This window comes from Bacillus sp. JNUCC-22 (assembly GCF_018861275.1).
Classification (GTDB): Bacteria; Bacillota; Bacilli; order Bacillales; family Bacillaceae; genus Bacillus; species Bacillus velezensis.
The window spans coordinates 500,082-513,187 of sequence record NZ_CP076408.1 but is presented as its reverse complement, the minus strand read 5'-3'; the positions used below and the strand labels follow the sequence as shown (position 1 = coordinate 513,187).

Sequence of the window (13,106 nt, the reverse complement as noted above, 5' to 3'; positions counted from 1 at the left end):
ATTATATGTTTCAAATTGGCGATAACATTGTTTATCCAATGCACGGAGCAGGTACAATTGAAGCCATAGAAGAAAAACAATTCTTAGAGGAAAAACAACAGTATTATGTCATAAGAATGTCAATCAGTAATATGACAGTTATGATTCCAACGCGTAAAATATTGAGTTCAAATATACGGCCAGTTACTGATATACGTGCATTAAAACACATTATACACATTTTTCAGCATGGAGAATCAGATAGGTTACTGCCGTGGAAGCAAAGGTATATAGTAAACACGAACAAAATAAAAACGGGTGAAATACAAGAAGGCGCTGAAGTTGTACGTGATTTAATGCGAATGAAGAAAGAAAAAGCACTTAATTCAAGCGAAAAAAAAATGTTGGATGATGCATATGAATTTTTGATTAGTGAACTGGAAGTCATTAAAGGAATCACTGAAAAACAAATAAAAAGTTTCTGCTAAGGTTAATTTTAAATAATGTTTTGCATTCCAAAAAGCACCCGCGAGTTTTCGGAATATTACGATTAAAATATTTCAAAGACGTTTAACTTCTTCAACTTACTTTTAGAACATTAACCTCTTTTATTATTCCTACAATCTAATCTGTTTTTATTATTAAAAATTTCTTCAACGAACATTTGATGTTTTATCAAAAAACTCGATGAAATAGTCACTTGATTTTTGTAATCCTGATTCACACTGGCACGGACATGGAGCCGTAAGGATGGAAGAGAGGCAGGGCTTTCATTGTTTTAGGTCTAAGTGATTATTTCCAGAAGAAAAAACAACCACTCTCCTCTTTATCTTTAAGAATTTCTTACATCTGCTCCCACAGTGAATAGCAGTTGTTTATCTTCTTTTCATAAAAGAGATATGCGAAATGTAACAAAGAATAACATACAGTTATATTGAGAACATAAAAACAAATCATTTATATATATTCCACATATCGTCAATCCGGTATGTTATACTGTAAACAATCCTTTGAGGTTTTAAACCTTTTTCTTACCTTGTAGCAACTGTCCCTACTCGAACGTTGAGTAGGGTTTTTTTATTCACTATGATACAGAGAACATAAAAAAACAGGCCCTATATAAAGAGCCTGTTTGTATAAACGATTGAAGATTAAGCAGTTTTTTGAACGTTAGCAGCTTGAGCTCCGCGAGCACCTTGCTCAACGTCAAACGTTACTTTTTGACCTTCGTCTAAAGATTTGAATCCGTCACTTTGGATTGCAGAAAAGTGTACGAATACATCGTCTCCATTTTCACGTTCGATAAATCCAAAACCTTTTTCTGCATTAAACCATTTAACTGTACCTTGTTCCATTTTTGTTGCCTCCTAGTGTGTTACACATTGTATTACTATCCTTGCCCAAAGTATCATCAAGACGAAAAGTCGATATTCATACTATCCTTTACACGAACAAAAATAATTCTCCTTTATCATATCACGAAACGGAAATAACTGCAAATTAATAATGTGTTCATTCATGTTTTATTTGTTAAACCTGTCGATACCAGTGCAAAATAAGATGCCTATTAATAGCTATGGTTTGAAAACACCGTGAAAATGAATCACGAGTGCCTTCAAACCCAGTACTTCATATTGATTGTTAAAGATTTCTTTAAAAAGCTCAGCTGTTTCTTGTTCAAGTACAAGATATTCTTGGCTGTTCACTGGTATAGCTTTGTTTCTGCAGATGTTTCCAAACGATCACTCAGGTATACCTCTATTTTAACGGTATTAACTTGTCATGTTTGTTCCTCAAACAATCAAAGTTTACGGTCTAAATAAACCGATTCACATTGGGGAGCATGGAGAGAGTTTGGCCCGATAAAGAGCTGGGTATAATCTTCATACACCTTTTGTATTCCGGCTGGTTCTGCTAATAAAGATTTAATCGGCCTGGAAAAAAGTATCTCATTTCCAATAATTTCACAAACAAATGGGAAAGATACTTATCATCTATGGTGTATGACGCTGTGACTTCAAAGACAAACGTTTTCGATACATAGAAGAACATCAGGGAAGGGGAAATTTTTAAAAAATGAATGAACAAAACCTAAGGACTTTGAGAAAACTGGTTACACCCTATGAAAAGTCCGATTTACAAAAAAGTATATGTCAAATCATTAACACATTGGTGCCATTTTTCCTGCTATGGTATTTGGCATATAAGAGCTTGTCCATTTCTTATTTCCTTACATCAGCGATTTCTGTCGTTGCGGCAGGTTTTTTAGTAAGAACCTTCATCATCTTTCATGATTGCTGCCACTATTCCTTTTTTAAGAACCGAAAGGCGAATCGAATCCTTGGAACAATAACAGGAATTCTGACTCTGCATCCGTTTGATCATTGGGCACACGATCATTCTGTCCATCATGCGACAAGCAGCAACCTGGACAAACGCGGTACGGGCGATATTTGGGTACTGACTGTTGAGGAATATAAAGAAGCCTCAACTAAGACAAAATAATGTACCGTTTGTACAGAAATCCGTTTGTTATGTTTATTATCGGACCGATTTACGTCTTCGGGATTACCAATCGTTTTAATCGTAAAGGAGCAAAACGCAAAGAACGGATGAATACATATGTAACAAACCTGGGGATCGTCGCTTTGGCAGCACTTTTATGTTGGGCTATCGGCTGGCAAACCTTTCTGCTGGTCCAGACGCCAATTTTTATGATATCGGGATCCCTTGGAATTTGGATGTTTTATATTCAGCATACGTTTGAGGATTCATATTTCGAAGAAGATGAGCATTGGGAATATGTAAAAGCAGCCGTTGAAGGAAGCTCTTTTTATAAGCTTCCAAAAGTCATGCAATGGTTAACAGGCAATATCGGTTTCCATCATGTTCATCATTTAAGCCCAAGAGTCCCAAACTATAAGCTTGAAATCGTGCATAACAACACTGAACCATTGCAAAACGTTCCGACCATCACACTGGCAACAAGTATTAAGTCGTTAAAGTTCCGCCTATGGGATGAAGAAGGCAAAAAATTTGTTGGTTTTACCCACTTTAAAAAAACTTCTAAAAGCCAGGTATCAGCTCGGCTAAGAACGGATTAAATAAACGCCCATAATCGATGATAATGGGCAGTGTATCTTGCATAATAAAAGTGCAGACTCGCGCAAAGATTTTGTGCAGAGGTCAGCACTTTTTTAATGCCACATGCACTTACAACAAAAAAATACCAAAGGTGTCAAAACCCTTGGTATCATTGAGATGCGCCCGAGAGGACTTGAACCCACGGGTTATTCACCCGCTGGGCCCTCAATAAAGTGATTCTTTATTATGAATTACAAAAGCCTATAATATCAGCATTTGTTTATTTTGATTATGAATGTTTACTTCGATTTATTTTTATTTGGGAGTAAAAATGGAGTAGGTTTTCATTTCAAGACAGTTAATGTCTTGTTACTGGTGACATGTCTATTAGAGTAACCGCCTAATTGAAATGGCTAGTTCTCCATGTTTTATAATGAACTCTGGCTTGATGAAGTTTTTCTATGATTTGTTCTAGCTTTTTATCTTTCCATTTCTTAATCAGCAGAACTCGCGGTTTGTAACACCTTAATATTGCCTTTCAAAATCCTTTGCATAAACGATCTTAACTTTTTGACTGTTTTCTTTGTATTCCCCTTAAAATTGAATAATCACTTTCCCTTTTGGCCGTCCATTTGCGACTAGTTCTAGCGCTTCATTTACGTTGTCTATGGTAAATTGTATTGGATGAATTGCTGGAGCAATGTTGTTTTCTTCAATGATTTTGGTAATCTCTTTAAGTTGTGCGCCGTCAGAACGAACGAAGATAAAATGGTATTCCACGTTTTGTTTCTTGGCTTTGCGATCATACTTTGCGCCAACAAGGGAAAATAGCATTTGTTTCCACAATGGAAAATTCCGGTCTTTTCCGAAGCGTTTATTTGGTCCTGTACGGAGAGAGAGCAATCTTCCGCCCGGTTTGATGATACTCAATTCACTGTCAAATTCTTTAGGTCCCAGTGTATCAATCACATAATCCACATTTGACAACAAGTCAACATAGTTTTCTGTTGAATAATCCAAATATTGATCTGCACCCATTTCCAAAATGCGTTCGCGCGCTTCTGAGCTGCCGCTAACAATGACATTTAGGCCCATTGCCTTTGCGATTGGTACAGCCATCTGACCAAAGCTGCCTGATCCACCTGGAATGAAGACAGATTTACCTGACTGTGCCTCAAGTTCTTCATGCAGACCTTGATACGCTGTGAGTCCAGCCAGTGGTGCAGCAGCGGCTTCCACGTAAGACAAATTTTTTGGCATGGGTGCAATTGCGGCAGCATCAATTGCGGCATATTCCGCAAAAGCGCCAATTTTTTCGAGGGGGAGACGTGTATAGATGGCATCTCCTACGTGAAATTCTGCCACATTTTTTCCGACTTTTTCGATAACTCCTGTCAATTCATTACCAAGCGTTAATGGGAATTCATAATCTTGAATCAGTTTCACGCTGCCTGTAATAATTAACATTTCGAGTGGATTGACTGCCGCAGCTTTGACCTTTACCAAGACTTCATTGTCATCGATTTCTGGAATTGGAATGTCATTGATTTGGGCATAGAGATCTTTTGAATACTTGGTGATCTGAGCTGCTTTCATAAGTTTTTTCATTTTTTTATCAGCATCCTCTATCATATTACGTTTATTAGGTTTTTACCTTTTTATATAATCGTTTAGGTGGAGGGGAATCTTTCTTTTAACGAAGTCTGACTTCCAATTTTATGATTAACCCTCCACCTAAACAGCAGTCATTTTTAGAACGATCATTCTCAAATAATTAAATTTTATAGACCGATACTGTGAATAAATGTTTCTCATCTTCCTAGTGTTATTGATGTAGAGCATCGTTATATAGGTTTAATAACTTGAAATATTACATCTCTAGAATCGGATAGATTTGATCTCTTAATTGAAATTCATAGTTTCCGTCTACAACTCCTACTACTTGATTACTATCATAAAGCTCCATCATAAAACTCGCCACTTGCTCAACTGTGTGGTACATCGGGATATTTGCTTTGTAATCATATTCTTTCGTATCAGATGCAGTTTTCATGAATTCTGTTTCCGTGATTGCTGGCGCTAAAACTTTCACCTTCATTTTCGCACCTTTGCGTTCAAGTTCTTTTGCAAGGCCTTCTGTAAATGCACTGACAAAGTATTTAGATGCAGAATAAGTAATACTGCCAACAGCAATTGCATATCCGAGTGCTGATGATACGTTAATTAACTGAGTTCCCTCTACATCCGAATAATCACGTACAAATAGTGTAGAAAGAATCGTTAAGGATTCTACGTTTACACGTAGCATGGTTTCCACTTTATCTAAATTCTGATCCGTGACAGAAGAAGATTCACCAAGCCCGGCATTATTAATCCAAGTCTCAATTTGATATTCCTTTAAATTGTCATACAGTGTGTATGCCTGAGCTGTGACAGATAAGTCACTTGTACGAATAATAACATCCAAATCAGGATTAATATTCTGAATGGTTGATTTAAGCTCTTCTAATTTATCTAATCTTCTAGCTACAATAATTAAGTTTTTGCCGCGAGCAGCAAATTCCAATGCTGTCTCATATCCTATACCTGAGCTTGCTCCTGTAATAACTGTGTACTTCATATTATTCTCTCCTCGAAAACAAATTTTCTAATTAGTTAATCCATATAACAAAATAGATTCAGTCTAGTGTCGACAAAGTCAAATCAATAATGTTTTCTAATTTTTCCTTATCATTTGTCGTTTTTGCTAATACTCGTATCCCTACGAGTGAATTATGAATAAATTGAGAAAGCCCTTTAATGTCATGGTGTTTAGAAATTTCTCCTTGTTTTTGACCATGTTTTAGCAGATCAAATAATAATGCTTCCGCATTTATAAAAATCTCTGTGATTTTCTTAGCTACTTCTTCATCTATTAGGGATAATTCAACAGCTGCATTAACAGCTAAACATCCTTTTGGCTGATCTTCTTTTGGGTAAATAACCATTTCAAATAATTTTCGTATAGCCAGCTTAACCGTTAATTCTGTTTTCACTTCATTCTTCATTCTTACTTCCATTACTTCTACATAGTGACTTAAGGCTCGCATAAATAAAGTATGTTTGTCGCCAAATGTATCATAGATACTTCTGCGGTGAACGCCCATATGGTCCACCAAGTCTTGCATGGATGTTTTTTCATACCCCTGTTCCCAGAACAGGTCCATTGCTTTTCTTAATGCTTTTTTTTCATCAAATTCTTTATTTCTAGCCATGTTATCCCTCCTTCATTCTTAAATAATTAAAGAACGATCATTCTCATTTGAGTAGCAAAACAGTTAGATCTGACGTATTTCAAGTATATCAAATTTAAGAACGATCAGTAAAGAATTTAGAATTAAATCATGTGTTTTATATGCTATGCATGGCTACTACCTGAATTTTAACGAATATCGCTCCTTTTTATTTTTCATCAAATCATTTCTTTAATGTCATTGACGGCAGGTCATAAAGCATACTGGTGTGTTTTCGAAAATACCCCTCATTTCAGTAAAGTTCCCCGCTGGAATATTCACACTTTGGACACGAAATAGGAACTGTAGAAGAGTTTCCCGGATTTTCAAACTAAAGTGTATTAAACAATACGGAGGATTACACTGGGTAACACAGTCAAATAAAAAAAACTCTAACTAATCCACAAAGGTTGCTAGTCAGAGCTTTTTTGTGTTTTTAGATCTGAATCACTAAGCACCTACTCTGTCATCAGCAACGTGAAAAGGAGCTTTGATAACAGGGACATTATTTGTTAAAACCACTCCTGCGATGCTGCCCAATAAAATGACTGTAAACAAAGTCAGGCTGATCTTCATTAATAATCTCCCCTTTTTTTTATTTTTTCGTCTCGCTTCAATCTCAGTCGATAATACTCATTGGAACGTGATAAATCCCCTTTTTCATAAAAATAATCAGCTGCTCTGATTGCAAAATTTTCAATGTCTCCGTACATTCTTAGAAGGAAAATACCATTAGCGATGACACTAATGGTACCCTTTGTTTCTACTCAATTATTCAGCTTCTCCAACAACAGTAAAGCGTTCATTTATATGTTTTGGATTTTCAATTTCATCCAATACTGCAATTGCATAGTCTGCATAGCTGATATAACTTTCGCCTTTCGAATTCACAAGAAGATGATCTTTTCCTGACTGATAAAATCCAGTTCTTTTCCCGTCTGGGTCAAATACCGCTGAAGGACTGATAAATGTCCAGTTAATACCAGAAGTTTCCTTTAGTTCTTGCAAGTTACGACCTTGCCCTTTGGCTGTCGGAATAAAAATCTCCGGGAAATCAGGTGTATCCATTACACTGACAGTTTTATTTTCGTCTACATAAAGACTCCCTGCTCCACCTACAATTACGGCTCTTGTATCCGTTCCTTTTAATGCCCTAATTAATGCCCGGCCAGCATCTACATGTGCCTGTTCTTCTCCTAATGGAGCACCGAAGGCATTAACTGCTACATCTAACTTTTTTAGATCATCCGATGTAAGATCAATTATATTTTTTTCAATGACTGCAATCTTTTCCTCTTTAAGTTTTGCAGCATCTCTTACAATTGCAGTTACTTCATGTCCCCTGCTTACCGCTTCTTTCAAGATAAGACTTCCAGCTTTTCCGGTTGCACCAATGATTCCAATTTTCAATTTAAAGTCCTCCTAATCATTCAAAATTTTAAATGTAACCATATTGATTACATGTAATAATTTTAGTTACACCTTTTCTATTTGTCAATACTTTTATCATCTTGTTAATTGAGCATATTAGAGTAAAAGAACTTGTAATACATTCAGTTACAAGTGTACTATAAAGAGTGTAAAGTAATGAGGATGGTGAAGAAATCATGTCTATTAGCAGCCGTTTTGCTGTAGGAATTCATATATTGGCTCTTATTGAAATAAATGAAGACGGAATTAGCACTTCTGAATTTTTAGCTGGAAGTGTAAATACAAATCCCGCCTTCATAAGAAAAATTGTGGGGATGCTGAAAAAAGCAGGTTTAGTAAAAGTTCGGCCAGGTATTGCAGGAGCTGAATTAGCGAAGGATTTAACTGAAATCACCTTACTTGATGTTTATAGAGCAGTTAATGTTGTTCAAGATAAAGAATTGTTTAGTATACATGAAAATCCCAATCCTCAATGTCCTGTAGGCCGGAACATTCAAAGTACAATTGGTCCAATATTTGAAATCGCCCAATCTGCCTTGGAAAAAGCTCTTGGGCATATCACAATTGAGGATGTGGTAAAGGATATTATTGAAAAAGAAAAATTGACCAATAATTATTAAATGATTTCACAGAAAATCTTTTATCAGACTGGGGATAAAAAAATGGCTTTTCATGAACAAAAAAAGAGCAGACATAAAGTCTGCTCCTTTTGATGAAAGATTTAGATTACGGTAAGGGATATAAATATGCTCATGATACAGAGGAAAAATTAACGACAATGCAGACGATGCCAGATTCTTTAATAGGGCGTTGAGTATTACTATCCAACAACTCAAGGTTCAGAAGCTAAGTTCAAACAAAGACTTGAGGAAATCTCGGATTGGTATAAAAGAAACCGCAAATCTTAGTTTGAACGAATATGTTCTGTATATAAAAATAATGAGGTATGGGGTGAATTGATAATGAATTATGATGGAATAAAAGATTACTGCCTAACCTTTCCAAACTCTTATGAAGACCATCCTTTTGGAGATGGTTGGACTGCAATTCGTCACAAAGGGAATAAGAAAATATTTGCACTTATCTTCACTCGCGACGAACACTTATGTGTCAACCTTAAATGCGAACCTGAAAGGGCTGATTTTCTACGTGGTCTTTTTGAAGAAATCAAGCCCGGATACCATATGAACAAGGAGCATTGGAATACTCTTACCTTAGATGAGGGACTCCCAGAGCACCAAATCCATGACATGGTAAAGTACAGCTTTGAACTGACAAAACCAAAAAGCAAAAAGGAAACATAACATCGAAGGATAGAACGCTCATTATAGATATTCATCCGGTGCAATGGTACAGAGGAATATGCAAAAAACTTCAAGGCAGCAATTTTTAAATTTGTATTTATGAGATGTTTTCGTTATTGTGAGTCCTTTGTTTCTTGAAATAGGTTGAACAAATAAAAAAGAGCAGACTCAAAGTCCACTCAATTCATTAAGATGATTGCTCATTTCATCCAGACACCTATAAAAATTGAAAGGTGACGATGATATGCCGCAAAGGTCATTTAGCGTTTAATTAATACTGATAACTCACCTTCAAACACTTTTTCCTCTTTCTGATTATAGGTAGATAACAATACAGTAAGTATCCCCGTCTGGCTTTTATTTGGTTTTTTATCAATAACCTTAACAATAGTGTTCAGTTTATCATTAGGGTAAACGGGTGCTAGGAATTTTATATTATTCATTCCTGTCCCAGCAATAATATCGTCTTCATGACACCCTTCTTCAATCCAAAGCTTAAAAGTAATAGATAACGTTTGTATTCCAGAAGCAATAATTCCATTAAACCTGCCCATTTTTGCTTTTTCTTCATTTAAATGCATATACTGTGGGTCATACACTTCTGCAAAATTCATTATATTCTCTTTTGTTAATTCAAAAGATTTAGTTTGAAAAACCTGCCCGATAGTAAATTCATCCAATTTCATAAATAAATCTCCTAGAATCTAAACTTTATTATTAAATCTACGTAGCATTTTAACATACTGGCTCTCACACAACAACTTAATGGTAAAACAATTGTTCCCCTATCAGGAATGAACAAGCACATTGTTTTTGTTTCCTTGCCTTTAACCTCTTTATAATCAGGTGTTTTCTTATAAAGACCAAGGCGGACGCCATCACCATCACCCGGCATATGTGCCATTTCCTATTTCCTCATAAGAATCTCCAAGCTTCTCATAATAAGAATAAGCAGTAAGCTTGCGAGAACTTTCTTCTGGCTGATAAAACGCAAGTTGAATATATTTCCCGTCATCATATACACGAATTATAGCGTTATCTCTTTTGTGCTCATCTGAATCTGCTCGCATTTCTTTTCTGACTTTCTTCTCCTGCTTCATCACTTCATTAATCATTATCATATTTACTGCCGCCGCACGCAGTCAGCAGAAGGATGAAGGTGACTGACAAATCATACGACCTGCTATAAGTAAGTGGACAGTAACAGATGAATTTTTATAAACAAAAAATACCAAGGGTGTCAAAACCCTTGGTATCATTGATGCGGCCGAAAGGACTTGAACCTCCACGGGTTATTCCACCCGCTGGGCCCGCCATCTATATTCATAAAACTATTGCTCAGATGTCAGCATGTTAAGTAAATTACGAATTTCCTTGTTATAACTTTTAATTTCTTCTTCATTACAACCGGTTTTATCAAATACTGCATTAGGTATCATTGTGACTTTTTCTTTAAACTCATTCCCTTCAGTTGTTAACGTAATAATTACACTTCGTTCATCCTCTTTTGAACGCTCTCTTATAATAAGACCTCGCTCCTCAAGTCGTTTTAAAACTGGAGTTAATGTTCCGGAGTCTAGATATAATTCTTCGCCTAAACCTTTAACAGATATTTTTTCCTTCTCCCATAAAACAAGAAGAACCAAATACTGTGATTAGCGTACAAGTTCTCGTTTTCTTCTTTGGACCCCATATAGAAAATAAAAAGCCAGCTCTCCTTCGGGAGAAGAACTGGCATAACAAAGCTTCTTGCTTCTTATTTTGCTGTATTGCTCGGACCTTTTAATTTCTCTTCGTTCTTGCGTCAACGTTTTATTATTAGGACACAACCAATAAAATAATGACGATCGAGAATAGCAACGCTGCTTTTGCAAAGCAGTAAGCCCTCCAGAATATAAAAGAGCTGCAGTCATTGCTGCTCGGATAATCCCAGCTTATTCTGAGTCTGTATTTCGAGTAGCCGGTCAATTAAATGGATGTTTTTTTCATTCCTTTTCTGTTTGTTCCATTTTCCACCACAGTGAATCTTTTGGATTTTCAACAGCTTCTTGAAACTCAGCTTTAGAAGCAACTGTTGGGTAAGAACCTTTTAAAGATTTACCTGAAGTATCTTTAAATAAGGTTAACACAACTATTAAGCCAATTAAACTAACTGCTAATAAATAGAAACCCGGCGCCAAATTGTTTCTTGTCACATGGGTTAACCAAGAAGCAACTAAAGGTGTTGTTCCACCAAAAATAGAAACTGATAAGTTGAATGTCCAGGATAATGTACGATATCTAATGTCCGTATGGAACAACGTAGGTAAAGATCCTGGCATAGTACCTTCGTATACAGATAATACAATACCTAACATTAAAAGTCCTATAAATAAGAATGTTATATTCCCCATATTAAGAAATTGAAAAGAGATAATCGAAAATACAATTCCTAATACTAATCCAATTGTTATAACTTTTTTATTTCCTAATTTATCTCCCAATTTACCAAAAGTTAAAGCGAACGGTACCATAATAATCAATACAATTGCTGTAACCGGTGTACTTATATTATCACTTATACCAAGGTTCTCATCTAAATAAGAAGGCATATAACCTAACAATAGGTAATTGGTTATATTGAAAAATGCCACAAATACGATACATAAAAAGATATCTTTTTTATATGTTTTAATGACTTCTAATAAACCTGGTTGTTGTTCTTGGCTTTCAGAGATGTCATTTTCAAAAATTGGTGATTCATCTAAATGACTTCTCAAATATAAACCAAATAATCCTATTGGAATACTTAAGAAGAAAGGAATTCTCCATCCCCAACTATTCATTTGAACATCAGATAAAGTCCAGAAAAGTACTGTAACTAAAACAGAAGCTACTATATAACCAGATAATGTGCCGATTTCTAAACCGCTGCCTAACCTTATACGCTTATTATCTGGAGAAGATTCTGCGATATATACCATTGCACCAGCGTACTCTCCACCCACAGAAAAACCTTGCAGAATACGAGCTAAGAGTAATAATACAGGGGCCCATACACCAATCTGTTCATAGGTAGGAAGCACACCAATTATTAAAGTAGATAAAGCCATCATTAAAATAGTAATTGTTAATACTATTTTCCGACCAAATTTATCACCCATTTTACCAAAAATAATTCCGCCTACCGGTCTAAGTAAGAAGGCAATTGCAAATGTAGCAAAAGTAAATATTAACTTTAATTCATCGTTTTGAACTGGACTGAAAAAGTTTTTACTAATAATAACTGCCAAATAAGAATATAAAGCAAAATCAAACCATTCCATCGCGTTTCCTATCCCTGTAGCAAACACGCTTTTCTTCGCTTTTTGAATGTCTACAACGTTAATTTTTTTCTTGTTAAACTTCATTTAATAATATCGACTCCTTGATTATCAAATCCACATTATACAAGTGTATAAACGGTCCAAGCATGCAGTCCCAGAATGTATAGCGTAATGCTTCTCTAAAAGTCTGGGGGTTTCTGTTTCACCTGATGGAGAGCTAACGGCATAGTGGATGATTGGTTCAACTGTACCTTAAAAGACTAGACTAATATCCATATCAGCGCCAAATAACATTGTAAACCAGGAAAGAAGGATGAAATTCAGTTTTTTCGCTGGTTTCCTTAACTTATTTTTGCCGATTGGACTAAAAATAATACAAAAAGCAACAAAAAGAGAAACATCCAACAAATAATACCAGCCAAAGCGGTTAGTGATATATCCTTGGGCTGTGGTTGGTATTTTCTGCAGACTATTTGGAGAAATGATTCCCCTTCATACAGATCTATTGTGAATATTATCACAATCAAAAAAAACTTTTATTTCTTCAAAGTATCCTAAACCTTTATTTTAGTTCTTCCATTACGTCTTCCAATATGTTTATTATAAGATTGATGTCGTTCCTAAGAATTATTTACTGATTCTATCTTTATTACCCCACAATCAGGTGAAACAAAACACTATAAACGTATCATATCTTTTTAAAATCTGACAAGCTCAACAGGGTGATAGAA

At 35.5% G+C, this 13,106-nt stretch carries 14 protein-coding genes and 3 pseudogenes; 5 read left to right on the top strand and 12 right to left on the bottom strand.

The window, feature by feature from the left end; translation table 11 throughout:
• Positions 1-5: 5 nt before the first annotated feature.
• A complete protein-coding gene (locus JNUCC22_RS02685) occupies positions 6-467 on the top strand; it encodes a CarD family transcriptional regulator (protein WP_015416890.1) in 462 nt (153 codons plus the stop codon).
• 663 nt (positions 468-1,130) lie between these two features.
• Here the strand turns inward: JNUCC22_RS02685 and cspC are convergent.
• Together cspC and JNUCC22_RS19675 are read right to left on the bottom strand one after the other, a co-directional pair.
• Positions 1,131-1,334, bottom strand: a complete 204-nt coding sequence (gene cspC, locus JNUCC22_RS02680; protein WP_003156143.1) for a cold shock protein CspC — start codon at positions 1,332-1,334, stop codon at positions 1,131-1,133.
• 446 nt (positions 1,335-1,780) lie between these two features.
• Entirely contained in the window at positions 1,781-1,909 is a 129-nt protein-coding gene (locus JNUCC22_RS19675; RefSeq protein ID WP_223252796.1) for a molecular chaperone TorD family protein, read from the bottom strand.
• A gap of 146 nt (positions 1,910-2,055) precedes the next feature.
• On the opposite strand from JNUCC22_RS19675, the pseudogene JNUCC22_RS02670 reads away from it, so the two are divergent.
• Positions 2,056-3,083 (top strand): annotated as a pseudogene (locus JNUCC22_RS02670) (fatty acid desaturase).
• Positions 3,084-3,657: 574 nt separating this feature from the next.
• On the opposite strand, the gene JNUCC22_RS02665 reads toward JNUCC22_RS02670, so the two are convergent.
• From JNUCC22_RS02665 to JNUCC22_RS02650, 5 genes are all read right to left on the bottom strand, one after another.
• Entirely contained in the window at positions 3,658-4,671 is a 1,014-nt protein-coding gene (locus JNUCC22_RS02665; RefSeq protein WP_039062671.1) for an NADP-dependent oxidoreductase, read from the bottom strand.
• Between the two features lie 262 nt (positions 4,672-4,933).
• Entirely contained in the window at positions 4,934-5,683 is a 750-nt protein-coding gene (locus tag JNUCC22_RS02660; RefSeq protein WP_032866855.1) for an SDR family NAD(P)-dependent oxidoreductase, read from the bottom strand.
• Between the two features lie 58 nt (positions 5,684-5,741).
• Positions 5,742-6,317 (bottom strand): TetR/AcrR family transcriptional regulator, encoded by a 576-nt coding sequence (locus JNUCC22_RS02655; protein ID WP_216062110.1) that lies wholly within the window; start codon positions 6,315-6,317, stop codon positions 5,742-5,744.
• Between the two features lie 468 nt (positions 6,318-6,785).
• A complete protein-coding gene (locus JNUCC22_RS19605; protein ID WP_257787082.1) occupies positions 6,786-6,911 on the bottom strand; it encodes a hypothetical protein in 126 nt (41 codons plus the stop codon).
• Between the two features lie 195 nt (positions 6,912-7,106).
• A complete protein-coding gene (locus JNUCC22_RS02650) occupies positions 7,107-7,745 on the bottom strand; it encodes an NAD(P)-dependent oxidoreductase (RefSeq protein ID WP_216062109.1) in 639 nt (212 codons plus the stop codon).
• Between the two features lie 197 nt (positions 7,746-7,942).
• Here JNUCC22_RS02650 and JNUCC22_RS02645 point away from each other — a divergent pair, with 197 nt between their 5' ends.
• From JNUCC22_RS02645 to JNUCC22_RS02635, 3 genes are all read left to right on the top strand, one after another.
• Entirely contained in the window at positions 7,943-8,386 is a 444-nt protein-coding gene (locus tag JNUCC22_RS02645; protein WP_108654912.1) for an Rrf2 family transcriptional regulator, read from the top strand.
• A 92-nt stretch (positions 8,387-8,478) separates the two neighbouring features.
• Positions 8,479-8,580: a hypothetical protein gene (locus JNUCC22_RS19670; RefSeq protein WP_225307344.1), complete on the top strand. Its 102-nt coding sequence runs from the start codon at positions 8,479-8,481 to the stop codon at positions 8,578-8,580.
• A 148-nt stretch (positions 8,581-8,728) separates the two neighbouring features.
• On the top strand, positions 8,729-9,070 hold the full coding sequence (locus tag JNUCC22_RS02635; protein ID WP_012116882.1) for an MmcQ/YjbR family DNA-binding protein: 342 nt from the start codon (positions 8,729-8,731) through the stop codon (positions 9,068-9,070).
• A gap of 260 nt (positions 9,071-9,330) precedes the next feature.
• Here JNUCC22_RS02635 and JNUCC22_RS02630 read toward each other — a convergent pair whose 3' ends face one another.
• The 5 genes and pseudogenes from JNUCC22_RS02630 to JNUCC22_RS19460 form a co-directional block, all read right to left on the bottom strand.
• Positions 9,331-9,756 carry a MaoC family dehydratase gene (locus JNUCC22_RS02630; protein WP_003156152.1) on the bottom strand — a complete coding sequence of 142 codons (426 nt, stop codon included), beginning with the start codon at positions 9,754-9,756 and terminating at the stop codon, positions 9,331-9,333.
• Positions 9,757-9,954: 198 nt separating this feature from the next.
• On the bottom strand, positions 9,955-10,191 hold the full coding sequence (locus JNUCC22_RS19465; RefSeq protein ID WP_223254676.1) for a cystatin-like fold lipoprotein: 237 nt from the start codon (positions 10,189-10,191) through the stop codon (positions 9,955-9,957).
• Between the two features lie 210 nt (positions 10,192-10,401).
• Positions 10,402-10,722: pseudogene (locus JNUCC22_RS02620) on the bottom strand (MarR family transcriptional regulator); the annotation flags it as partial.
• A 333-nt stretch (positions 10,723-11,055) separates the two neighbouring features.
• Positions 11,056-12,459, bottom strand: a complete 1,404-nt coding sequence (locus JNUCC22_RS02615; RefSeq protein ID WP_216062108.1) for an MFS transporter — start codon at positions 12,457-12,459, stop codon at positions 11,056-11,058.
• A 38-nt stretch (positions 12,460-12,497) separates the two neighbouring features.
• Positions 12,498-12,915, bottom strand: a pseudogene (locus JNUCC22_RS19460) (BCCT family transporter); the annotation flags it as partial.
• Positions 12,916-13,106 lie beyond the last annotated feature (191 nt).